General features: G+C 43.1%; 23 protein-coding genes and 2 pseudogenes. All 25 read right to left on the bottom strand.

The window, feature by feature from the left end; translation table 11 throughout:
- The 25 genes and pseudogenes from LRS05_RS04200 to LRS05_RS04080 all read right to left on the bottom strand — a co-directional run bounded on the left by LRS05_RS04200 (position 1) and on the right by LRS05_RS04080 (position 24,242).
- On the bottom strand, positions 1 to 1,671 hold the full coding sequence (locus tag LRS05_RS04200) for a C45 family peptidase (RefSeq protein ID WP_257867175.1): 1,671 nt from the start codon (positions 1,669 to 1,671) through the stop codon (positions 1 to 3).
- Positions 1,664 to 3,198, bottom strand: a pseudogene (locus LRS05_RS04195) (phytoene desaturase family protein). Before LRS05_RS04195 ends, LRS05_RS04200 begins: the two are co-directional and overlap by 8 nt.
- Positions 3,195 to 6,863, bottom strand: a complete 3,669-nt coding sequence (locus tag LRS05_RS04190) for a 1-acyl-sn-glycerol-3-phosphate acyltransferase (protein WP_257867174.1) — start codon at positions 6,861 to 6,863, stop codon at positions 3,195 to 3,197. Before LRS05_RS04190 ends, LRS05_RS04195 begins: the two are co-directional and overlap by 4 nt.
- Positions 6,856 to 8,034 carry a DUF2062 domain-containing protein gene (locus LRS05_RS04185; protein WP_257869229.1) on the bottom strand — a complete coding sequence of 393 codons (1,179 nt, stop codon included), beginning with the start codon at positions 8,032 to 8,034 and terminating at the stop codon, positions 6,856 to 6,858. Before LRS05_RS04185 ends, LRS05_RS04190 begins: the two co-directional genes overlap by 8 nt.
- 254 nt (positions 8,035 to 8,288) lie before the next feature.
- Positions 8,289 to 8,597 (bottom strand): hypothetical protein, encoded by a 309-nt coding sequence (locus tag LRS05_RS04180; protein WP_257867173.1) that lies wholly within the window; start codon positions 8,595 to 8,597, stop codon positions 8,289 to 8,291.
- Entirely contained in the window at positions 8,598 to 8,969 is a 372-nt protein-coding gene (locus LRS05_RS04175; protein ID WP_257867172.1) for a 3-hydroxyacyl-ACP dehydratase, read from the bottom strand.
- 2 nt (positions 8,970 to 8,971) lie between these two features.
- Entirely contained in the window at positions 8,972 to 9,580 is a 609-nt protein-coding gene (locus LRS05_RS04170; protein WP_257867171.1) for a porin family protein, read from the bottom strand.
- Positions 9,581 to 9,597: 17 nt separating this feature from the next.
- Positions 9,598 to 10,230 carry a hypothetical protein gene (locus LRS05_RS04165; RefSeq protein ID WP_257867170.1) on the bottom strand — a complete coding sequence of 211 codons (633 nt, stop codon included), beginning with the start codon at positions 10,228 to 10,230 and terminating at the stop codon, positions 9,598 to 9,600.
- The gene (locus LRS05_RS04160) at positions 10,196 to 10,822 is read right to left on the bottom strand and encodes an outer membrane lipoprotein carrier protein LolA (RefSeq protein ID WP_257867169.1); all 627 of its coding nucleotides are present in this window, start codon (positions 10,820 to 10,822) and stop codon (positions 10,196 to 10,198) included. The genes LRS05_RS04165 and LRS05_RS04160 overlap by 35 nt, the downstream gene beginning before the upstream one ends.
- Entirely contained in the window at positions 10,812 to 11,588 is a 777-nt protein-coding gene (locus tag LRS05_RS04155) for a polysaccharide deacetylase family protein (RefSeq protein WP_257867168.1), read from the bottom strand. The genes LRS05_RS04160 and LRS05_RS04155 overlap by 11 nt, the downstream gene beginning before the upstream one ends.
- Positions 11,585 to 12,646, bottom strand: coding sequence for a beta-ketoacyl synthase N-terminal-like domain-containing protein (locus tag LRS05_RS04150; RefSeq protein ID WP_257867167.1), 1,062 nt, complete (start codon positions 12,644 to 12,646; stop codon positions 11,585 to 11,587). The genes LRS05_RS04155 and LRS05_RS04150 overlap by 4 nt, the downstream gene beginning before the upstream one ends.
- The gene (locus tag LRS05_RS04145; RefSeq protein WP_257867166.1) at positions 12,646 to 13,842 is read right to left on the bottom strand and encodes a beta-ketoacyl synthase; all 1,197 of its coding nucleotides are present in this window, start codon (positions 13,840 to 13,842) and stop codon (positions 12,646 to 12,648) included. Before LRS05_RS04145 ends, LRS05_RS04150 begins: the two co-directional genes overlap by 1 nt.
- Position 13,843: 1 nt before the next feature.
- Positions 13,844 to 14,101 carry a phosphopantetheine-binding protein gene (locus LRS05_RS04140; RefSeq protein WP_257867165.1) on the bottom strand — a complete coding sequence of 86 codons (258 nt, stop codon included), beginning with the start codon at positions 14,099 to 14,101 and terminating at the stop codon, positions 13,844 to 13,846.
- Positions 14,101 to 14,718 carry a 3-oxoacyl-ACP synthase gene (locus LRS05_RS04135; RefSeq protein ID WP_257867164.1) on the bottom strand — a complete coding sequence of 206 codons (618 nt, stop codon included), beginning with the start codon at positions 14,716 to 14,718 and terminating at the stop codon, positions 14,101 to 14,103. The genes LRS05_RS04140 and LRS05_RS04135 overlap by 1 nt, the downstream gene beginning before the upstream one ends.
- Complete coding sequence (locus LRS05_RS04130; RefSeq protein ID WP_257867163.1) at positions 14,705 to 15,847, bottom strand: beta-ketoacyl synthase N-terminal-like domain-containing protein; 1,143 nt, start codon at positions 15,845 to 15,847, stop codon at positions 14,705 to 14,707. Before LRS05_RS04130 ends, LRS05_RS04135 begins: the two co-directional genes overlap by 14 nt.
- A gap of 2 nt (positions 15,848 to 15,849) precedes the next feature.
- Complete coding sequence (locus LRS05_RS04125) at positions 15,850 to 16,296, bottom strand: thioesterase family protein (RefSeq protein ID WP_257867162.1); 447 nt, start codon at positions 16,294 to 16,296, stop codon at positions 15,850 to 15,852.
- Positions 16,274 to 17,542 (bottom strand): ABC transporter permease, encoded by a 1,269-nt coding sequence (locus LRS05_RS04120; RefSeq protein ID WP_257867161.1) that lies wholly within the window; start codon positions 17,540 to 17,542, stop codon positions 16,274 to 16,276. Before LRS05_RS04120 ends, LRS05_RS04125 begins: the two co-directional genes overlap by 23 nt.
- A gap of 7 nt (positions 17,543 to 17,549) precedes the next feature.
- Positions 17,550 to 18,305 (bottom strand): ABC transporter ATP-binding protein, encoded by a 756-nt coding sequence (locus tag LRS05_RS04115; RefSeq protein ID WP_257867160.1) that lies wholly within the window; start codon positions 18,303 to 18,305, stop codon positions 17,550 to 17,552.
- Between the two features lie 3 nt (positions 18,306 to 18,308).
- Positions 18,309 to 19,304 carry a BtrH N-terminal domain-containing protein gene (locus tag LRS05_RS04110; RefSeq protein ID WP_257867159.1) on the bottom strand — a complete coding sequence of 332 codons (996 nt, stop codon included), beginning with the start codon at positions 19,302 to 19,304 and terminating at the stop codon, positions 18,309 to 18,311.
- 2 nt (positions 19,305 to 19,306) lie between these two features.
- Positions 19,307 to 19,708: a hypothetical protein gene (locus tag LRS05_RS04105; RefSeq protein WP_257867158.1), complete on the bottom strand. Its 402-nt coding sequence runs from the start codon at positions 19,706 to 19,708 to the stop codon at positions 19,307 to 19,309.
- On the bottom strand, positions 19,705 to 20,157 hold the full coding sequence (locus tag LRS05_RS04100) for an ABC transporter permease (RefSeq protein WP_257867157.1): 453 nt from the start codon (positions 20,155 to 20,157) through the stop codon (positions 19,705 to 19,707). The genes LRS05_RS04105 and LRS05_RS04100 overlap by 4 nt, the downstream gene beginning before the upstream one ends.
- A 1-nt stretch (position 20,158) precedes the next feature.
- Positions 20,159 to 20,584: a hypothetical protein gene (locus tag LRS05_RS04095; protein ID WP_257867156.1), complete on the bottom strand. Its 426-nt coding sequence runs from the start codon at positions 20,582 to 20,584 to the stop codon at positions 20,159 to 20,161.
- Entirely contained in the window at positions 20,584 to 21,717 is a 1,134-nt protein-coding gene (locus LRS05_RS04090; protein WP_257867155.1) for a beta-ketoacyl-ACP synthase III, read from the bottom strand. The genes LRS05_RS04095 and LRS05_RS04090 overlap by 1 nt, the downstream gene beginning before the upstream one ends.
- Positions 21,710 to 22,659, bottom strand: a pseudogene (locus LRS05_RS04085) (dialkylrecorsinol condensing enzyme DarA). The gene LRS05_RS04090 and the pseudogene LRS05_RS04085 overlap by 8 nt, the downstream one beginning before the upstream one ends.
- A complete protein-coding gene (locus LRS05_RS04080) occupies positions 22,659 to 24,242 on the bottom strand; it encodes an NAD(P)/FAD-dependent oxidoreductase (protein WP_257867154.1) in 1,584 nt (527 codons plus the stop codon). The pseudogene LRS05_RS04085 and the gene LRS05_RS04080 overlap by 1 nt, the downstream one beginning before the upstream one ends.
- Positions 24,243 to 24,250: the final 8 nt, after the last annotated feature.

Here is a 24,250-nt window from a genome sequence, read left to right as displayed (position 1 = left end):
CTATTCTGTTTTCCTGTTAAGTTTTCTCAGGTATCCTTCAATGTTTTCACGGGCCGGCAAGGTAGTGATTTCTTTGATTAAGGCTGTCGAGAATTGCTGACGTGCGGCAGCCAGATAGCCTTTTTTGTAAAAGTACAAACCCGCGCTGTAGTACACTTTCCAATGCTCTGGGTTCAGACTCTGATAGGTTTCGATAAACCCGGAAGGAAGCTTTTCATCATTTGCAACTGCCTTATCAATTACCCTGTCAAGCTTTCTGAATTCCTCGTAATTTTTGAATTCTTCTGAATATTTAAATTCATCTTCAGGAAGCAGCATCAACGGCTCCTGCAACGACTTTACAGCCGGTTTTTGCCTTCGGGAAGAAAATATTTCGTCCAGATCATATCCTGTAAATTCGCCAAGGTTGTATGGATTTGACGAAACCCATACTTGTTTTTGCTCCGGTTTAAAGATTACAGTATGGTGTGCCAGCAGCTGGTTAATGGCCTTTTCGTTTCCGTATCCTATAACCAGGTCGCTAAGACCCTCACGGTTGCGCATTATTTCAGCCGCTTCTTCAGGGCCAACTTTATTGTTCTCCTCCAACAGTTCTTCCATTCTTTCATAACGATATTCCGAATGGCTGTCGCGAATGGTTTCCGTATTGTTTTTGTCGTCTTTGTAGGTGTCGCTCTGAAAATGGTTGCTGCATATAAGTTGCGTTGAATTCACTACATCATACACCCCGAACTTTTCAGGCGATACCTCAATCAGTACCGCCCTTTTATCATTTGCGCTGCCCACCATGATGCTTTCTGATACAAATACTTCACGTTTTTTTGCAATGGCAATGGCTTCGTCAATATTCTTTGCGTATTGCAGTATCTCCCGGCTGAGCAATGATATAGGCGTTTTTGCAATCAGCGGTACATCGCTTTTCCCGGCATTAATGGTTACGGTTAGGCCTTCATAATTCATCCCTGATAGATTGCCGATGAAACCACCCCATACAACTGACATGTACGGATAGCCCTTATCGGGCTTTACAAAAGCAATGACTTTATCTTCGGCAAATTCATCACCGGCATAGAAGTCAAGGTTGCGCGCCAGCAGTAATGAACCATCTTCGGTTTTGTTTCCCCATGCCGCGAATGATGTGCATCCTACAAGGGCAAGGTCGTTAAGGGCATGGCCAATATCATGTGCGGCATGCAGATACAGGGCGCGAAGATAGGGCGGGGCAACATTATCAAAGTCGTCCGGCATATACTGTGAGAGTCCATAAATCTCAGTCTTGTATTCTTCGGGTACATGCAGGTACAGCTTACGATTGTACCACTTTAAAAACTGCCGTAGCAGCGACTGCTTAAATTTTGACGGCACCAGCTCCTGCACCTTTCCAAGGAAAGCATGTTCCTGTTTTTGCATGAGGCTTTGCGTAAGTGCGCCGTTCACCAGCCCTCGCTGCAATGGGTCACCCTCAATATAAAGTTCCCACTGGCCTTGTTCATTTTTCGTGAGGGAATTCCTTCCTGAAATAAAAGTACTGTCGTTTACCTTCTCCACAACAGGCACAGTGGCATTATAACCTTCAGTAACCGGCTTGTGATGGATAGATTTATATGTGCCGCATGAGGCCAGCTGCATTGCAGTAAAAACCAGCAGCAGTATGTAAATCCGTTTAAGCATTCCGGTTCAGTTCGGCATTTATCTTGTTCACCAGGTATTCTTTTCCCAAAATATCAGCACAGGTTACCACCGCTCCAATGGTTACGCCCAATACGCCGTGCATGTTGATGCTCTGCCCCGTAAAGTACAAATTCGGTACTTTAGCCTTTGTGGGGATGAAGGTTTTCATAGGGTTATTGCTGTCTTTCACGTAGCCGTAAAGGTTGCCGTTATGCCCCCCGATGTAATCACGGTATGACAATGGCGTTGACGTGTGTACCGATTTTATGCAGTCGCGTATGCCGGGAAATTTCTTCTCCACCTCTTTAAGGAACTGCTCGGTCTTTTCAGCCTTAAATTTTTCGTAAGCCTCCCCCTGTCTTCTTTTTCGGCAGTAGTGTTTTTGGTATGCGCCCATTGCCTTACCTCTTCAAAATCCATAAAGGTGATGAGCGTCATGCTCTCGGCCCATTCACCCTGCTTGCCTGCTACGTTCATGCTTACCATATACCCTTCAGGCCAACTTTCCTTAGTGCATTCCATGGTTTTCCATACGCGGCTGCTATCTTTAAAATGATAGTAATTGTGGTTCATATACGGGAAGGTGCCGGGCTTAAACACAAGGTACAGGCTGAATGCCGAACCCACTACTTCCAAATCCTGTACACGGTTGTAAAATGCCTTGCGGAATTTATCTGAGCCAATCATCTTCAGGGTAGTCTTCAGCTCTATGTTTGATATAAACATATCGGCAAAGAACTCATCGCCGTCTTTTGTTTTAGCCGAAACAAGTGTCTCGCCATCAAACCCGAAGCCCGTCACTTCTTTGTATTTATAGGTTTCGCCGCCATGTTTTTTCAGCTGTTTTATAAGCTGTTTGGTTATCTGGCTGCCGCCGTTTACACAGCGCCAGGAGCTTTGCATGTATGAGTTGACAGATAGCGCATGTACATACAGCGGCGACTTATCTTCTATCCCCGCATACAGGAAATTAGAGCCTGCCAGCACAGCACGCAATTTTTCATTCTGCGTGATGCTATCAATATATTCTTTCGCGTTGATTGAAAGCAGCGAGCTGTCATAGCCGTCGCCCATGTTATCAAGGTTATACAGGGGGAAAGAGTTGCAGGTCTTTATCAGCATATCACAATACGCCTTCAGGTTTTCTTCTTCTTCGGGGAAGTATTTTACCAGCTGCCTGACGAAGTTCTCATACCCCTGCGCATGCGGATACGCTACCGGGTCATCATCAAATGAAATGATGTCATAGGCATCCTCATCCATCTTTTTGAGGTTAAGGTCGTCCATGATCCCGATGTACTTAAAGTAGCTGTTAAGGTTCTGGCCCTCGGCAAGCCCGCCTATATAGTGTATGCCCGTGTCAAAAATAGTTTTGTCACGCACGAAGGTCTGCAGGTTGCCGCCAAACTGGTTGTTCTTCTCCAGCACGCACACCTTGTAACCTTCTTTGGCAAGTATGATTGACGACACCAGACCGCCAAGGCCGCTGCCAATGATTACAACATCATATTTCTTTTTCTCTGTCATGCTCTTTTCAATATCCTGAAGCCTTCCTCTTCATATTCCGCCATAAATTCTTCAAATATCATGTTTTTTGCCATTGCTTCACCGGCAATTACTATGCGCTCTGTATTTTCAATAACAGTTGCAGGTACATTGGCTGCTGCATCAGTAATTAAAACAATGTCAAAGCTACCTTCCGGCGCGGGCATGTTTGTATATGCAATATCGCGTTTTCTTTTGATATAACTGGTTCGGGCTACATCGCGTTTGTCTTCATCGGCTATATAGCTGACGATTTTTCGCTGTGGTTCCTGCAATGCCAGCAGTACATCAAGTTCTCCATAATCAGCCGCAAAATGTAATATAGTTGCTTTTGAGCCGATATAGCCGTTCAGCTTGTTGAAGATGTTTTTGCTTTTATAAAAATTCTGCTTTACAGCCTTTACAATTTCAGGTTCTTTGTAAACAAAGCTGTTCATGATTATCCGCCTGAAATAATCCGGCCCCTCACCTGCTTTACGTATTGCGGCAAACTGCTCCCTGAACCATTTGGTTAGATTTCGGGTACGGGCGGCATAGTTTTCCCCAAGCGATTTATCATCAGCCGTAATTCTTGGGAGGATGTGTACATCAATGCTACCGTCTTCAATGATAAAATCGCCTTTTGGCAGCACTTCAGAATTTCCATGGATAATTATCGGCACAATGTCAAGCCCAAACTCTTCCGCAAGATAGAAAGCCCCTTTGTGGAAACGGTGTATCTGGTTGGTTGTTGAGCGTGTTCCTTCCGGGAAAATTACCAGCGAGTAGCCTTGCTTTACTTTTTTGCGAAGATGCTCTACCCCGCCCTCAAGCCCCTGCGATACAGGATAGAAGCCGGCCAGTTTTACGCCAATACCAAACACAGGCGAATTATACACCCAGTCGCTCACCAGGTAAATGATTTTGGGACTAAGCATACCCACGGCAAGAATATCAAGGAAGGAAGTGTGATTGGCAATGATAACAGCAGGCTTATCAAATGTTTCATTGTGCGGGTTTATGATGCGCTTGCTTGTAAACGGGTTGGTGTACAGTACCGACTTCATGAATTTCGACATCAGGTAGCGGAACACCTTCATCTTCCAATGCTTTTTAGCCGGGATAAGGTTGATGAACACCAGGCTGAATATAGACAGCAGGAATCCGCCCAAACCATAGTAAATGAACGAAAATATGGAATGCACCAGCGTGCGGAACTGGTAAGGCGACTTACCTTTTTTCACCCTGTGCGTAAGGAAAAAGCGGAACAGTATCGGGTAAAAGATAAATGTGATGACAAGCGCTGCAAACACTCCGATAAGCGATACCGATGATATGGACTTAAGGGCAGGGTGGCCGGCAAACACGAGAGCGCCTATTCCGAGAACTGTAGTAAGTACGGCAAGCAATATTGATGTCCGGTAGGTAGCCATCTCATTCCTGCCGTAAGTGTATTCCTTTTGAAGGGCACTGGTCATGAAAATGCTGAAGTCGACCCCGTGACCAAACACCAACGTGCACACAATAGTACTGAAGATGTTGAGCTCTATGCCGAACATGCCCATGATACCGGTGGTGACAATACCTGTTATAATTATCGGGATGCTGGCTATCATAACCAGCTCAACACGCCTGAAGAAGATGTACAGTATAAGCAGCAGCGCTACAAACGAATAGTTGATGAGCGTATTAAAATCATCTCTCAAACCACCCAGGAAAGTTTCGTTCATCTGCTGGCGGTCTATAACCACAAGTCCCTGTTTTTTCTGTAATTCATTTACGAGCGCATCACGCTGCTCCGGTGCAACTTTCACTACAGATGTTGCAGTGTAAAAACCATCTTTCTGCGAAATAAATTCGTTTAGATAGAGTGTTTTCACATTCAGGTAATCCTGAAGTGAAACAGGCATAAAATTTTTTTGAAGATGAGTAAAAAATGGCTGGTAGGCATCAGGTTTGAAACCCAGTTTCGTGCCTTCTTCCGCAAATAGCTGTACCGTATTTTCTTTTCGCCCTTGCCAGAAAGCATTCCACCGGGCTATTCTTTCCTGCTGTTCTTTTTCTGATAACACAATGTTCCCGACAGTGCTATAGCTTAATAGTTTTTTGCCGGCTTTATCTTTTTCAAGCGATTGTGCAAGCGCCGAATTTTTCTGCAAAACCTCATCAGGCGTATTACCGTAAGTGGCGAGGTATAGCGATTTTGAGGTAAGGCTGGTTGATGCCTCAAGGCTCTTTTCCGCATGCTTTATATCGTCAGGCACATAATTCAGCTGTGAGATATCGTTATTAAAAACAACTTTATTAAATGTAAAGAAACTGGCTGTGATGACGAAGATGCTAAGGATGATAAGCGGCCTGTTTTTGTGGAAAGAAAAGCCTGCCAGCTTGTCGAGTGCCGTATTATGATCTGCCTCAGCCGCAGATGCCGACGGTTTGTACAGGTGCGGAATGATAAGCAGCGAAAACACTGATGTTACCATTACGCTTACCGCCGCAAATATGCCCAGGTCTTTCAGCGCATCAGAGTTTACAAACAACAGGCAAAGGAAAGCTACGGCGGTTGTACTGCTGCTCATGATAAGCGGCATGGTAATGTCTTTATACAGCACCCTTATATCGCTGTTATGCTTGTAATGCGTAAGGATATGCAAGGCATAGTCTATAGTAACCCCGAGCAAAATAGACCCGATACTTAATGATATGGCCGAAATGGTGCCGCGTAAAAAATACAGCAATGCCACAGCAAACAGCGCCCCGAAAATCGTTGGAATGAGTATTATCAGCGGTATATAGAGCCTGCGGTAATAAATGATGAAGATGAGCATCAGCAGCCCGAGCGCAACTATGGTAGTAGTCTGTATGTCGCTTTTTATCTGTTTGGCATTGGCCACAGCAATGGGTATAGACCCAAAGTATTCTATGGTGGTTCTGCCCTTTGATGCCGTGTTCAGGTTATCTTTAATGCTGTTGAGCCTGTCAACAAAAGCGGTGTTTTCCTTGGTTTCGTTTCCGGCAAATTTAGGGTTGATGAACAATAATACCTTAGAGCTGTCTTTGGTCATTACAAAACCATCCTGCAAAAGGAAGTCGTCACCCATACCCAATTGGCGCAGTTTCTTCAAGCCGATAAGTGACATGCCCAGCGGGTCTTTCAATACAAAGTCTTTAGTAACAAGTCCTGACGGCGAGATAATACTCCGGTAATTGGCCTGTACAATAGCCGCAATACTGTCGCGATTTAGCTTTATTGAAAGCTTCTCATAATCTTTTTCATTAAGGAATAGCGGCAGATTATCATACACAAACCCGAAAGTCTCCTGTATGTTTTCGTCATCTACTTTGCCCTGCACACCTTTAATGTAATCATTGCACGACTGCAGGCTGTCAAGAAATATTGTTGCTGTCTGTGAAAGGTCTTCCAACTTACCGTCGCTCATGTCACGGTTGATAATAACCGTAATCTTATCAGAAAAATTTAGCTGGCGCAGTACTTTCGCGGCCTCGTCTGTACGCTCATTTTTAGGTATCAGGCGTGTAATGTCTTCCTCAAAACGTATCTGCATGGCAAAAAACCCGAACAGCGCAAGGAAAGCCAGTGCCATGCCAATAGCAATAAGCCTGTTCTTCGCAACAAAGAGGTGTATGGCAATAAAAAACTTATGCATTGCCGTGTTGTTTTGGTTTGTTGAATGCCGATAGCAGCGCATAGCCTGTAACACCTGCAACAGTTGCCGATATTGTTGCCAATATTACACTGCCTACTACATACTGCACAAAATTCTGCTTTATGCTTTCAACCGAAAAGTCGGTAATTGGGTGTGTGTTATTAACTACAAGGCCGCCAATATATAGTGATGCCAACACGATAAACGGAATTGCGGGGGGCAGGCTCACGTTTGAAAATGCGAACGCAATAAGCTTGTTGAGCCGTAATACATAAGCCAGGAAAAGTACGGTAACCGTTTGTAATCCCCAAAGAGGAACAATCCCGATAAACACCCCAAGCGCTATAGAAAATGCTTTTTTGTGGTTGCTGTCGCCACTTTCCAATACATTCTCTAAAAAGAATCGCTTAAGGCCTTTTTTTTTAAAGCCCCGTATAAAATCGCGGGGTTTTATGTACAGGATAGCGATAGTGGTAAGAATGGTATGGAGAATGCTGATTCGGGTAAAATCCTGAAATGGGCGGAAGTGCGATACCCGTTCATCAGGGTCATACAACACTTTTACAGGCACATTTTTTACCGGTACACCATTCCATGCGGTACGGGTAATTATCTCGATTTCGAACTCAAACTTATTGGTATAGAATTTTTTTGGCAGAAACTTTAACGGATACAGCCTGTAACCCGATTGCGTATCAGTAAGCTTAATGCCCGTCTCAACCCATACCCAGTAATTCGAAATCCGGTTACCGGTGCTGCTTTTCTTCGGTACCGACTCATGTGCCATATTCCTGCTGCCTATAAGTAATGCCGGGCCTTCAGCCTCCAGCATTTCTATAAAAACAGGGATGTCATCTGGATAGTGCTGCCCGTCACTATCGATAGTTATGGCATAATCATAGCCCATAGCAAGAGCGGTTTTAAAACCGGTTTGCAGGGCGATGCCTTTACCTTTATTTGTTTCGTGGTTTATAACTGTAATCTGCGGGTATTGCGCCAGTATTTGAGAGGTAGCATCAGTTGCGCCGTCATTTACCACAATAGCGTTAGCTGTATACCCAAGCACGCCGCTTACCACACGCTGCAGGGTTTTATCATTATTATACGTGGGTATAATAACGCAGCAGTTTAGGTCTTTTATTTTTGTATAATACTGTGGCGCAGTGTCCATTAAGTTACAGCCGTTTGTTAAGGTCTGCAAAGATACTTTTTAATTTTTTTCAGGCAAGTACGTTAACTTCCTTGTAAATTAAAACCCCGCTTTTTCTTCTTTGGTAAAAGATGCAGAGCCTGCCACAAAGTCTTTTGTAAACTTTTTGAGGGCTGTAGGCTGGCTATCATAGTTTTTGATGAGGAAGGCCTTATCTTCAGCAATGTTCTTCTTATAACCCGTAATCTTGGGTGCACCTTCCTGTATACTAAGCCTTATAAGCCTGGCTTCGTAATTTGTTTCATCTCTCGTAATAACGGCTTCAAGCAGTTTGGCACCTTTTTCAAAAAGCTTTTTTTAGTTACAATACCTTTTGCATATCTGGCCTGCAGCATGATTGCCGCTGCCTTGTAAGCCACCATGGTTGTCTCTTTGCTTGTATCCGGTACACCTTCCAGCATTGTATACAGCTCATCTGACGCGGTAGCCGACTCAGTAGCCGCAATGTATTTCTGGCGCACCTGTGCAATGTCTGCCACGGCAGCGCCAAAAATAAATGAAACGATGAACAGTATTGCTTTCATTTAGTTTTTACTGAAGTTACAGCTTAATTTCAACGCAACGGTATCGCCAAAGCATGTTGTATTCTTTACCGAAACCGTGTCACCCATATCTTTCACATCCAGCTCAATTTTTAATTCCGGAGTCTTTTCAGGATTTATCAGCGCCATAAACTTCACATTAGTGGCCTGTTTCATCATTAGCTTCTCACCAGTAATCTGCTGCGTAAGCTCTTTAATGATCTGCATCATACAAACTCCGGGAGTTACGGGATTGCCGGGGAAATGCCCTTTAAAGATATCGTGCTGGGCATTAAGCATCACCATAGCAATATGGTTACCGTTTTCACCTGCTGTAAGCTCCTGCACTTTGTAAAAATTGTTAAGTAACGACATAATTAGTTTGTAGTTCCGGTGATTTTGTCAAAAGTATAAGATAGCCCCAACTGAAACAAAAAGTTGGTATTATAATCGTCAGTGTAATAATACAAGCTATCAAAATCATCTGTTTCAAGAACATCAACAATCCCTTTCTTAACACGGGCCTCAATAGTTAAGCCGAAAGGTAATGTATAACCCACACCGGCCATTATGCCCATATCAACGTCAGAATTTGTGCGGGTATTGCCTCCTGTTTCGAAATCAAGAAACGGGCCTACATGAACATTAATCGCATCATTAAATGTAAATTTATTCATAAGGCCCAGAGAGAAATACTGAACATCAACATCACCTTCAAATGTTGTAAATGTATTAGATATAGGTTCATAAGTCCTGCCTTCTCCCTTACCGCCCTGACGGGAATAAGTAAGTTCCGGCTGCATTGTGTAGAAACGGGTAAATTTAATGGCTCCAAGTGCGCCAACATAAAAATCGGTACGTGTATCAAACTCACTTTGAGTAATTCTTGAAAAGTTAACACCGGCCCTTATCCCGGGCTTAAAAGTAACCTGCGCAGCAGCAGAAAATGCAATGAAGCAAAGCAACAGTAAAGTAATCTTTTTCATGTTTTTATTGGTAAATTTTATTCATTAATATAGTTAAGTGCAATTCTTAACTTAATGTTTTTGTGGGCAATGATAATGCTTTTTGCCAAAGTATTTGTAATATCGTCATAACTTATTTCAACTTTTTCTTTGGTTTTAGTGGCATTTACCAGTTTTTTGAGGCGTCCTGAATTTCTATCGGTAAAGAGATAATTGAATCGTTTGCCATCATTTGACTTATAAACGATTGTCTCAGGATTTTCATACATACTTTCAATACTGTAGCTATTTTTCAGCAATAACCTGAAATCATCGCGCAAAGTGTTTTTGATTATGCCTCTGTCAAGGTCCTCCAGAATATAATTTACCGTAAACTCATTTCCGGTAAAGGTAAAGTCGAACAGCTTATTGCCAAATTCCGTTGTAAAAGCCACCCGGTGAGAATCTGCGCCGGTTTTTTTTATAATTACAATACCGCCCAGATTATTACCATACACCTCTATAGCCGCTTTGTATACATAGTCGGCCTTTATATCAGTAAAATAATCCGTACGGACTTCCTTTTTATCAATTTGTGCTATAGGTGAATATCCCGCTACAGTCTTTACCGCGCAGGAAGAAAAGATTACCGTACTGCTAATTAGCAAAAACAGAATCAGGTACCGGCGCATTAGCTGTCTTGTTTTTAAATACTATGCGGGTATAGTCGCCGCTTGGTTCAATCATCTTAACCTCGCTTACCATACTGCCTTTTTTATCAAAATACAATTCCATCTGGTTGATGTATTTTTTCAAAGCGGCATCTTTAGGAATAAGCCTGGTAATATTGTGGTCTTTATTTTTGAAGTAGGATATGTTGAACTCCTTTTCATCAAACATATTTCCGTTTACGCTGCCCACGATAAGCTTGGTCAGCTTCCCGAACATCTTGCTCCCGCCGGCATCCATCTGGCTTTTTTTGCCGGCATCATTTATTGAAATTTTATTGTCTTTAAATACTATACTGTACTGGTAGGGCTTTGTGTATTGCCACAGCAGCTTGCCCGGCGCCTTAAAGCTCATTTTGCCTGATGTTTCTATGTCTTTCGCTAAAAAGTCCATATGCTTGTATTGTACAAAGTCTGTGGTTAAGCTCTTGGTATTTTTAGCAGTGGCATTAACCGCGTCTTTAAAGGCAGTTACTTCAGCAGCGCTCATTTTATCCTGAGCCATAGCCGTAAGTCCGATTACCAAAAGCAAAAAAGCAAAAATCTTAATCTTCATAAGCTTTGATGTTTAAAAGCTTGTCAACAGTGACCGGCTTGTAATTTTCACGCTGCAATATTACCAATAATTGTTCCAAAACATTTACGCTTTTTTGCGAAGTATCATGTAAAAGGATAATACTGCCGGGTTTAAGACGAGAGGTAATGCGTTTAAGTATGTGTTGCTCATCATCTATCACAGCGTCTAATGACCTGATATTCCAGCCTATAACTTTATGTTTGGTTACCTTTATAGATCTTGCCAGCTGAGGGAATGTAACCCCATACGGCGGGCGATACAATTTTGTCCTTACGCCAACAATATTGTATATAATTTCATCTGTTTTAGTCAGTTCTTTCGAAACAGCTTCAGTGTTCCACAAACTCATTTTCGGCGAATGGCTGTAAGTATGATTCCCTACTGTATGGCCTTCATCAATCACTTGTTGTAAGATATCCGGGTATTTCTCTATCTGCCTACCAATACAGAAAAATGTTGCTTTTACATCATATTTCTTTAGCAATTCCAACACTTTGGGAGTCTCCGGGGTGGGGCCGTCATCAAACGTTATGGCGATAAGTTTTTCGGTAACATCCTTATTCGAGCAAAAAGTTCTTACGTGATAGCCTGTCTGCACCAGTCCCGAACCTATAACTGCAGTAATCAACCATATGCCAAAAGGGAACAACAGGTACCACCAGCTAATGCCATAAAAAAAAGCCGCTGCACCAATAAGGATTGCAGCAGCAATATTCGCTATGATATTTGCCTTGTGGGTAATCATATAGTCAGCAATGTAAAACTATGGTCAAGCCCGCGGTATTGGTTGTAAAGCAGTATTGTCTTAAACGAATTTGATTGTACCTCATTCACTTTGATTATATCCGGAATACGCTGCTCTTTCAGCACTTTTGCTGCCACCCATAGCCCAAAGGCCGATGCCGTGTTGAACTCCCCGCTTAAATGCTTATAGTAAAGTTGCTGCGTATTGTTAAATAAATTGTTTGCCAGGGATTTATAATACCCATCAAACATAACATCGCCATTGTAACCCAAAACTATTGCGTCAACATCAGCAATTGTGAGCCCGTTTTTTGATAAAAACGTTTGTGCTGTTTCCGCTACTTCTTCTTCAGTTAACGTATTGTATATCACGATATCTTTAAGTTCTGCATAGGTCGACTCCTGTCTGTCAGCCGACAATACAAAAAACGCTGACCCCTCAGAATATACGGCTCCTTTGCTTTCAGGCTCAAGTACCTGATACGGCCCCTCTCCTCTCGTTTTTATCCGGCCGGAAAGCTCCAGAAATTTAGCGGTGTTTTCAGCCAGCTCTTCTATGCCGCCAACCAAAATATTGTCTGCTTCCTGCTCCTCTATCTGTAACTGGGCATCTATTAGTGATGATTCAAATGAAACTGCGCCGTTTACATATGTAAAATTATAGGCCTTGCATTGCAGCCCCAGCGCTATTTGTGCGCCAACGGTGTTGTGGGTAGATTGTATGAATGATGTTGGCGTAAGGAATTCTTCGTTATTGTCAAGTATCGCCTTTAGGAATTTCTCAGAGTCGGTACTGCAGCCAAAACCCGTACCTGTTATAATAGCATCCGGCATCTCTACACCTGCTTCCTGCAACGCACGTGATGATGTCGCAACGCCGTTCTTTACCACCTTAGCCATCCGTCTGCTCATAGCCGGCGGAATAAATTCTTTATAGTCCGGTTCAACTACAGGCAATATGTTCAGTTCCGAATTATGTTCAGCGCCTTCAAGGAAAACCGTATCAAATGTATTTTGGGCAGATATGCACCCCATGCCGTTTATATAGCACTTTCTCATCAGCTTTTTGAGAATAACAGGGTTGAACAATTTCCGCCAAAACCGAACGAATTTGACAAAACATGATTTATCTCTTTGTGCCTGATTTCCGTTTGCGGAATCAGGTTAAATTCTGCCATTGGCGTTTTGAAGTTCAGGTTGGCAAACACAATGTTGTTCTGTAAAGCTAGCACACTATATACGGCTTCTACACCTGCCGCTGCTGCCAGCGTGTGGCCTGTAAATGGCTTTGTAGAGCTGAAGTCAGGCATTTTTTCACCGAATATTCTTAAAAGGGCACGGCCTTCGCTTAGGTCATTATTTGGCGTTGCAGTGCCGTGCGCATTGATATAGTCTATGTCGGCCCGCTTTAATCCGGATACTTTAAATGCCTTTTCCATCGCAAGGGTTGCACCATCGCCATTTTCTGAGGAAGCTGTTTGATGGTACGCATCATTTGCATTGCCGTAGCCTGAAACATAGGCTAATACTTTCTTATTATACTTCGCTACCATTTCATCGCTTTCCAGCACTAAAAATGCCGCTGCTTCACCCAGATTAAGTCCTTTTCTGTTATTATCGAACGGCGTATTGTAAGTATCGCTCAATATCATCAGTGTCTTGAAACCATTGATGGTGAATTTTGCCAATGCATCGGTACCGCCAACTACCACCCTGTCAAGCTTTCCGGCCTTTATAAGCCTTGCACCCAGCATTATCGCGTTAGCTGCCGATGAACATGCAGTGCTTATGGTTGTCACAAGCCCTTTAACACCAATATATCCGGCTATTTTGTGAGTTGAGTCGCCCCCATCCTGGGCATCGATATATCGCCAGTTTTCGTCACTTTCATAGTAATCATAAAAAAACCGCTCGGTCATATCCATACCACCTACACTGGTAGCCGATATAAGCCCCGTGTTGTGGGCGTTCATATTAGTGATACCAGCATTGTCAAGCGCCTGCTGTGCTGCAATTGCGCCAATCATCGCGGTGCGTGACCAGTTATTTTTCGGCGCAAGGCCCAGTATGGCTTCCAGCTCGGCGTTGGTTTTCTTGATTTCGCCAACCTTGATCACGTTTTTATGAATGGTGGCAATATTCTCAATATCAGAAATGCCCGGCCGGTTGTTGATGAGCGCATCATAGTTGGCCGCAACAGTATCGCCTATTGCAGAAATGATTCCCATACCGGTTATGGCAACGCCCTTACCCATATTATTTTGTGCGGTGCTCTGTTATGTATTTCGCCATTGTCTCAATGCTCTGGAAGATGGCTTTCCCCTCCTTCGGGTCACTAAGCTTAATGCCATAATCTTTGTCAAGCATTACTATAAGTTCCAATGCATCTATTGAGTCAAGCCCCATACCTTCACCAAAAAGCGGATCGTTGTCATTTACATCTTCCGGCGTAAGGTCTTCAAGGTTCAGGGTCTTTATGATTTTTTCTTTCAGTTCTTGTTTTAACGCTTCCATTATTGTCCTGTATATAATTTTTGAATGTTTTGCTGCGTATGTGCTATCGTTCCACTATCTGAAACAAGATACATAAACGCTTTATAATTGTCTTTATAATATTCTACCCAACCACATAACACCTTTTCTGCCTTGCCGGTATCCATCAGGATATCAGTATAGTTGGCGAAAAACCCGGCGTTGAATTGGGCAAATATAAAGAAAGAATTTTCAGTATATAGCTTATGCCGTATGCTTATTTCTCCCATACATATATTTGGCAGGGTGTATACAAATACTGCCGGACTGGGAAAGTAATTTTCCCGGTCGGTAATCGACTCCTGGTGTTTTACATCGGTATCAAGGCTAGATGATTTATTGGCAAACAGCAATGCAATGTTATTCTCTTCACCTTCTTTTACTTCTTTTTTCAGCAGCATATCCGCCGCAAGGAATGCCAGTTTGCTTAGGTTATCCATTTTGAAGAACTTGGCATAGCCGGTCTCTGCATGTTGGTAAGCTTGTTTCGCAAAATCAACAAATGGCAGGCCCGGCGCTTCAAAAACGGTTTGGCTGTTTAGCGCTACGCGGTTATTTTCAATCAGGCAATAACCTGAAATATATTTATCTTCTGCCATTGCCTGTCTTTTCAAATAAAACAGCTGTATTGCAGCCGCCAAAGCCTGATGCCGTTTTCAGGAAAACAGCGATATCTTTTTTCTGATTTTCTGTAATTACATTTATTGGCTGACTCACCCCCGGCGCATCATAACCGGCAGAAGTGTATAGTTCGCCTCTGCGCATCGATTCCAGCCCGATAACCATTTCCAGCAATCCCGAAGCACCCAGTGTATGCCCATAATACCCTTTGAAACTATTTACGGGTACATCCTGAAGATCCAGCCTATTGAAGGCGATAGCTTCCATTTCGTCATTAAAGGGCGTTGCTGTGCCGTGCGCCGATATATAGTCTATTTTATTGCTTGTTATATTTGCTTCGCTCAGCGCGCTCTGTATGCTGCGTACAAGGCCTTCGCCAGTACGTGACGGGCCAGAGATATGGTTAGCATCATTTACCGAACCGTCGCCTGTGATTTTTGCTATCGCGTTTTTTTCGTTAATCGTGACTAATGCAGCCGCAGCCGCTTCGCCCAGGTTAACGCCTGTTCGGTTTGCCGAATACGGTTTGCAGGGTTCATCGCTCATTGCCTGGAAAGAATTAAAGCCTGAAAGTATAAATTCTGATACCTCATCACCGCCAACTACAAAAGTGTGGTCATACATGCCCGCCTGCAGCAATCTCTTAGCTACCGATACCGCCATAATTCCTGATACGCAGGCGTTAGAAACTACTATAGGCTCTGTAACAAATCCGAAAAAGTCTGCTATGGTTTTGGCAAGATTATCAAGCCGGGGTTTGTCTCCTGTATCGTCATTAAGTGATGTTACGTTACCTTTTGTTGTTGAAACCAGCAATGCTGTTTTCTCGTCAGGCAAAATCCCTGAAGATTTAAAGACAGGATATAATGCCAGCAGCATCATTTTTTCAAGGCGGGTGTAGTTTTGGCCGCTGCTTATCTTTACGAAAGCTTTATCAAGCGCTTTGTCATCTATCACAGCGCCATAAAACGACTGTGGCATCAGCTTATCGTCATTTACATGGCTGATGCCTGTTTTGCCTGAAGATATTGCGGCAATATTGGTATCAACATCAAACCCCAGCGGAGTGATGCAGTTTGTCTGCGCTATGTAAACGTTTTTTGCCATTGTTATTTTATCCAGCCCACTTTACGTTTCCATTCTTCATAAAACGGAGGAATATTCAGTGACATTACACCGTCAGTCGTAACAAATACCTGAATCGTTTCTCCAGTACAGGCAAGATTGTTAAGAGAATCATAAATCCTGAACCTGTATATCAACTTAGCGGCAGGGGTATCTACCAGTGTTGTCTCAATCCTGAAAACATCACCATACTTTAACGGCAATTTATGCTCGCAGATAGATTTTACAATTGGCGTTGTATAGCCCTGTGCATGGATATCAAGATATGATAAGCCATGCTCCCGCCCAAAAGCTTCACGGCCATCTTCAAAATAAGTTATGTAGTAGCCGTGCCACACAATGCCCAACGGATCCGTTTCGTTGAAACGCACCCTTACGCTTTCGCTATGCGTGAGGCTATTGGCTTCATTATACAGCTCTTTTCTTTTCATCGTATATAATTGATATAGCTATTGTTATCAGGTAAAACCCAAACAATAATGCCAGTTTTGGCGCAATTTCCAAGAGCGAACTGTTACGCAGCAATACATCATAAAACGCATCAAGCCCCCAGTTCATTGGCGATGCTTTGGCAATATATTGCATGAATCGCGGCATGGCAAAAACCGGAACCCACACTCCGCCAATTGCCGCGAGTATCACTACCGATGTTGACCCAAACGGCGCTGCCTGCTCTTGTGTTTTGGCCAAAGTTCCTAATACTATCCCAAATCCTACCGCTGCAAAGCCCGCAAATAATGCTACTACGCACATAAGCCCGAAATTTCCGTTCATCTCAAGCGTTGGAAGCCCGATATGAGGAAAAAGGTATATACCAACAGCCGCCATAAGGCAAAACTGTATCATACAGATCATGAGGAATGTAAGTGTCTTACCGGCCAATACTATAGCATACGGCACGGGGTTAGTGCGCAGCCTAACGCCCGTACCCTGGTTTTTTTCTTTTACAATATTAACGCTGAGCGGAATTACGATAAAGAAAATAGCAAACAGTGACCATGCCGGTACATTGTGCTGGGTAGAGTTTGGCACCATTTCTTTATTGTCAAACATAGGTACAATTTCTTTAAAGCTGATATAACTTTGCTGTTCAAAAGCTGCGGTACTTTCTTCGCCCAGCTGCTCACTAAAAGCCGTGTACACAGATTTAGTCTCTATTTGAGATATCATCTTATCAATGGTACTCTTTACCGCATTTTTGAACGCCGACTGCGATGCCGGGTCAAAATAGAGGCGCACTTCTTTAGGTTCCAGTTTCGGTGAAGAAACTTTTGCAGCACTGCTGTCAATAGCCCCGAAGCTTTCCATTATTTTTTGAACGTTGGCATCCACCTGTTCGGTAAGGCCTTTGCTTAATCCTTCTGGTATTATTATTGCCAGCTGGTAGTCCCCATTAAAAACCTTTTCTTTCGCAGCAGCTTCGTCAAGCGGCTTTCCCTTAATATGGTTGATTACTTTGAATGAATTGCTTTTGGCAAGGTTATCATCAATAAGTTTTGAAACTTCGCCTTTGTCATTATCCACAAGCAGTATTGGAATTTTAGTCTCGGTAGCCGTTTTAAAAGTACTGTCCTGAATGAGCGTTATGGTAATAATAAGCACCAGCGGCATCAGGAACAGGATTACCAGTCCGCCCGGGTCACGCTTCAGCAGCAGCGCCTCTTTGTATATTGACATCAGCAGCTTATGCATGGTCTCTCAAGGCTTTACCGGTTAGTGAAAGGAATACATCTTCAAGGTCTTCGGCATTTTCAGCTGAAGCTATCAGCTCGCTTGCCGAACCTTCCGCAAGTATTTTGCCGGTATCTATTATTGCTATGCGCGTACAAAAATCTTCGGCTTCTGCCATGTGGTGTGAGGTATAGATAATGGTTGTTCCGTTGGTATTTACCTGCTTAAGATATTCTATGATGACATTGCGCGAATGCACATCAACTCCCACTGTTGGCTCATCAAGAAACAGCACAGTTGGGTTATGCAATAATCCTGCAAGGAGGTTCACGCGGCGTTTCATACCCCCTGAAAAGGTTTCAATTTTTTTATTTGAAAATTTTTCCAGCCCGAGATGTTCCAATGCTTCGGCTACTTTTTTGCGAAGGTTTTTACCTTTCAGCCCGTACATACTGCCGAAGTACAAAAGGTTTTCAGTAGCTGTGAGAGTCGGGTATAAGGCATATTCCTGAGGCACAACACCTATTGTCTGGCGAATGGCACATGAATTATGATTGTAATCGTAGCCTTCAATAGTAAATGTACCTGAGGTAGGCTTCAGCAACCCGCACAGCATAGATATCAGCGTGGTCTTACCGGCGCCATTGGGACCCAGCAAACCAAGTATCTCGCCGCGGTTCACCTGCATAGAAATATCATTGACAGAATAAAAATCGGCTCCGATGTACTTCTTTGAAAGGGATTGTATGTTGATAACTGTTTGCTGCACCAATTATACTGCTTTTCTAAGTTTTTTGAAAAATTGCTCTTCCCTGTCGGCTATAGCCTCAAGGGTGGATGCAAGATGGTTATACACATCTTGTTTTGAGCTGCGGTTTTTATATACACGGGATGCCTCAACAGCAAAATCTCGCCATGCATCGCCTATTTCGGTCATTTCAAGCGAAAGCTTTTTTAACTCCGGATTATCCATTATTACTGATGCTTCCTGAAGAAACGCCGCATAAATAAAGCGGAAACCGCCGCCGCCTGTACCAATCTCTTCCTGCATGCGTACCATTTGCGCAAGGTAATGGTTGGCTTTTCTCGGCCCCAACTTTACAGGCCACTTCCTGATTTTTTTAGCAACATACCTCATGCCTCCCACACCAACCAGCGGAAATGGAGCAAGCATATCACGGCAGGTGGCTTTTATAGCTTTGCTTATCGCTTTATTGAAGTCAATATCTTTCGGTATATGTATCGGATAGTATATTTGCCCTTTAGGTGCAAATGCGCCCTTGGCAAAACGGACTTTTTCAAGCTCGGTGCCTGTAAGGGTTGTGGTGCGTTCCATTACAGGGTCGCTTATAAGGTAGTTATCACCTTCTTTGCCATACACCACAAGGTTGTGCGCATTGAAGTGAAAACGGTATTCGTCAGGGAAATAGGTAAGGTTATATACCCCAACCTGAAGGCCTGAAGGTATATTGTTTTCAAGATTTTCCAGCAGCGCCTTTTCAGCAGCGGCAGGGCTTGAAAATTTTGTTCGTTTTATTTTTATGCCCAGCCTTTTGGAAAGGCGGTTGAATATCCAGCCCGGTAATGGCCTGTAACTGAATGCCGGTGCATGGTTTACTTTTATAAATGGCAGGAATACAAAAAACAGCCCTGAACCTAACCCAAAAACCATTGGCTCGCTTATATTTAAGCCATTGTGTTTCAAAAGGTTTGAGGCTACACCATTTTCGCAGTGGGCCGACTGGTAATGTTTAAAATCTGTTTGCATTATCAGCCTTTAAAGTTCTTCAATTCGTCAACAGTTATATTGAAAGCGCCTGCATATTTTCCCAAAAGCTTATTATTTAATCTTGAAAATACAGCCGGCTTAAAATGTCTTTTCACGCGCCATTGCCACATGCTTACGTAGCCGGCAAGCACAGGCAAATCCATTTTGTTCAGCTCCATATAGTAAGCAATTGGGCTTAATTTACCTTGTGCTACGGCCTGCCTTGCTTCTTCAGTACGCTCCTTAATATCTTCCAGGGCCGTATCCAGCGCTATCTCCTTCGGTTTCCATCCTGCACTAAGTGCCGTTTTGTAGTTGCCATCCTCATCGGTAGCATAACAGAGTTCGCGCATATTCAGCGCTTCAAACCTCCCTTTATCCTGCGGTACTTCACTCTCCTTCATTTTCCGGCTTCCCTTATAAATAAATTTATATCTCCTTCCAATAACAAATCGCCGTCACAGTAACTTTTGCAACTCATCATGCAGGTTATAAATTCACCTGTATCAAAGCGCGATACCAGTTGTGCTTTGGTAATAATTTCACACCCAATTTTTGGCAGGCTGTGTATAATTACTTTTTTTATTGAGCTTATAAAACCTATTACATCTTTACTTTGTACAGTATCGTCATCGTTTACAAAATAAGACTTAGCAACTATGGCACTGCAGGTTTGCGCTGCATTTTCTATGAGGCCCGGCTCTGTAAACCGACCATCATCTGCAAAAACGTTGTCTGCTTTTACAGAAAAAGTTGTTACAACATTCTCCCTGTCCATCGCCATGATGTAGTCAACCATAAGCATAGGCTTGCGGTGGGGCAGGAAATGCTGTATTTCAACTACTTTCTCCATACTATTTTGCCAGCACCGTTTTCATCTGGCTTTTGGCTATTGGCTCGTTATTTATTGACGTAACTATATCAACAAGTGTTATGCCCATAAATTCCTGTAATACGCTTACAGTTGTCACAAGTTTTTCGCCATTTTCAGGCAGCCTGGTTATGCTTACTTCTTTTATAGAGCCTATATAGCCCGTGGGTGCCTGTTCTTGCTTAAGATAGTATTGGTACCCTGTATATAATGCGACCGATTGTGCCATATGCTCTACAATTCCCGGCTCTGTAAACTTCCCTTCAGTTGTAAAGATGTTACCTTCAGTCACCGTAAGCCCTGCGGTAAGAGCATTTTCCCCGAACCTGTATAATGCATCAACCATCACAAAAGGAGCCTTTTGCGGTATAAGTGCCTGCAAGGTTTCTTTACTTATCATTGATTCCATCAGCATACAGTCATATAAGCAAAAGCATAGCTAAACCTGCCGCTTTCAGGTACAACAGCTAATATTTTCTGTCCTTTTTTAAGTTTTCCACTGTGCATCAGCTCTTCTATCATCAGGTATATTGAGGCTGCGCCCACATTTCCTACTTCACTAAGGTTCATAAACCATTTTTCCACAGGTATGTCAAGCCCTCGCTCTTTATAGGCGGCATCAAGCTTCTCTACAAAAAAGTGTGATGACACGTGCGGCAGAAGATAGTCTATCTCTTCAGGCTTTACACCATTCTTTTCAAGGGCATTTTTAGTACAATCAGCACCTTTTTCAATAACATATTTATCAAGCAGCTTTACATCCTGCTTCACACTAAATACAGACTGCGTCAGCCATTCCTGCGGCTTGTAGTCCTGCCACGGTTTCAAAGTGCCGTCTTCCAGCTTATCGCCGCCTGCATACATACAGGCTTCAAGCTCATGAGCGAATGAATATGCTTCCATCCATTCTATTTTCAGCGAAACATCATTACCCGGCTTATTCTCAAGTAATAGCGCGCCTGCGCCGTCTGAAAGCATCCATCTTAAAAAATCTTTTTTAAATGCGATAACCGGCTGTTCTTCAAGTTTCTTCAGGTTAATGATCTCGTTTTCAAATTTATCGGAAAGCATCCATGTTGAAGATCTTTCTGAACCGGTACATACCGCATTATTGGTATTGCCGGATTTAATGGAAAGATAACCGAATTTTAAGGCATTCATGCCGGCGCAGCACACCCCTGATGAAGAATTCAGCTCAATGGAATGGTTCTTCATCAATCCATGCACCATTGAAGCGTGTGACGGGAAAAGATTGTCCGGAGATGATGTGCCAACTGAAAGCAGCTCGACATCATCTTTTGTAAAATCTTCGTCATACATCTGTTCAATAGCCAGATTGGTAAGTTCGGCGTTATTGTGTGTTATGTTTCCGTCTTTGTCCATGGCATAATAGCGCGTTTTTATACCATTGTTCCTCAGCACTATGCGCCGGGCTTTACTGGCAGTATCGTCTATTTTGCCCAGTATGCCCTCCATCTCGTCGTTGGTGACCTTTTCGTTGGGTAAAAACTTACCGGACCTTGTTATATATACGTCAAACATAATTATTTTTACTCGTACTCTGTTTTATCGGTTTGTAGTCAACTCCCTTAAAGTAAGCTACCTGCCTTTTCATTTTTTTCAGCTTAAAGGGATAAGAAATGAGGTGCAATATAAAGACAATTGGCGAAATAACCCAAATGGCCAGTACTAAATAAACAATGAACACCTTCAACAGCCTTCTGCGCGATTCACCCCTTTTCTTTATGATGAAAGCCGACCATTTACTGAAGATATGGTTCCCTTTTTTATCTACACCTACCAAATACGGACTCACCCTCACTGCATCAAGGGCCAGTAGTTTTGGCTGAAGCGCGGTTAATTGCCTGACAATGTCGCGTCTTTTATAGGATAACCGAATTTTACCGACTCATCTATATCTTTCTGCGATACGCCCGGCATCGGGAAGATGCCAAGGTGTTTGTATTTTTTACCGCTGAACATCCATTCAACAATAGTAATAACGCTTATAAGGTTTCCGGCCCTGTCTACCAAAGCTATATTACCTTTCAGTTGCGCGTTGTTTTGAATAAGAAGCCCTTTAATTTTTTCCTGCGCCATAAACCACATGTTGCGGCTTCCGCTTATGGTTATAACCGGTGTATTATTCAGTATTTGCCTTGCGTATTCGCTTTTAAGGAAAGAGTTGACGGGGATTGACGGTGATAAAAACCATATCTGGTAATGCAGCAATACCAGGTCAAACTTCATGTCAAGTATATGCTGCGGCACAGGTTTTATAGATGCAGGTACCTGCAGGAAAGATTCAGGGAACGCATCAAAAAACGCTTCCTTATTCCACGGGAACGGGAAAGGCTTTTCCATCTCAATCTCATGGTAAACAAGGTTCATACCCGGTTCCTGTTCTAAAGGAAGGGTTATGTTTTTAGCAATTTCTTTCAATTGCCCCGATTGTGAAAAGTATATTACAAGAACGTTTTTCATTAAATTCCTGCCTCCTCCGTATTTAATTTTAATTCTTTGAAATGGCGCACCTTATCACTGCGTTTGGCATGCACCCAATCGGGCCACGAGGCAGGATTATCGGCATCAAAAACTCGTAACTCCTGCTCATCAGAATATTTTAAAATTTCATCTTCGGGCAGCCCTAAAATAACTTTCGCTGTTTCAAGCCCGCTGTAAGAAGCGCCTGCCACGCCATGGGAGAGCGTACTGGCCCCGCACAGGTATAAGTTTTTTATTTCAGATTTTTTCTTAAAAGCCATCGGGCCAACATTACTCAGGCTCTTTTCTGTACCATAAACATTGCCCCGGGTGGAATTTATATAAAAACGGTTGGTCTTCGGTGTGCCGAGTTCAACCTGTACAATATTTTGTCTGGCACCGGGAATATGCTTTTCAACCGTATTCAGGAATTTAGCTATCACCTTGTCTTTAAAGGCTTTGTACTCTTCAGTTTGATAGTCTTTTTCATCACTAAACTGTGAAACGCAATTGTAATCCACATAAGTTACTATCTCAAAATTGTGGTAACGGCCATTAAAACTTACAGGGTCTTTCAGCGTGGTGCAGCTCATGAATAATCCCGGAAACTCCTCACCTTTAGTTACATCAGTTGTAGTGAGGTCTTCAAATTGCCTGTCGGTATCCTCATCTCTGAAAATCCACATATTGCCGGAGTCAATGCCAAATTTCGTGACATCCATGTCCAGCGTAAGGAACAGTATTAGCGATGTACACGAATATTGTGTAGCATCAAGCCTTTTTTGAAGTTTAGCGCTCAGGTTTTCCCGCCCGCACAATTCAAGATATGTGATTCCCGGGTCGGCATTTGAAATGATTATATCGGCAAAAATCTGTTCTCCGTTTTCAAGTTCTACCCCTGTTGCGGTACGGTTAGTTATTAAGATTTTCTTAACAGTTGACTCTACTTTTACTTTCCCATCCAGTTTTTTAATGGCATTGGTCATTGCTTTTACAATTCCGCTGCCGCCGCCCATAGGGTAAAAACCTCCCTCAGCATAATGGCCCATAACTGCCGTATGCACAACAAAGTTTGCTTTTTTAGGCGGAAGGCCATGGTCTCCGCATTGCACATTAAGCACTGCTTTGGCCAGAGAGTCTTTTACATATCTGCTGACTATTGTGTTTAAACTGAAAGGGAGATGGTGTACAAACGTGGCTGTGCGGAACGGTGATGTGGCAAGCTGCCAAAAACCTCTGAGCCTCGGCATCAGCATCATCTGGTAGTTTACTTTTTTTACAAGCCTGATGTATTTCGAAATGCCTTTTGCCTCCGATGGAAAGTAACTGCCGACAACAGAAGCCATGTTATCAAGCCCGGCGGGAATGTCATATTTAACACCGCCAATTATGCAATGCTCAAAAGCTTTCGGGTTCATCCGGAACAGCACAATGTCATTGGCTATACCCAGGCCTTTATAAAGTTCAGACGTTGACTGCCCTTCTTCGCACAAACCTATGTAATGCACACCCGGACTGAAGCGCTGCCCGCCAAGGGTAAAGCTATGGCACCATCCGCCGGGAACATAATGCTGCTCAAGCACCAAAACTT

It is taken from the genome of Flavobacterium sp. J372, from assembly GCF_024699965.1.
Lineage (GTDB): Bacteria > Bacteroidota > Bacteroidia > Flavobacteriales > Flavobacteriaceae > Flavobacterium.
Note: the sequence above shows the minus strand (reverse complement) of the source record. Positions and strands in the feature narration are given on the sequence as shown.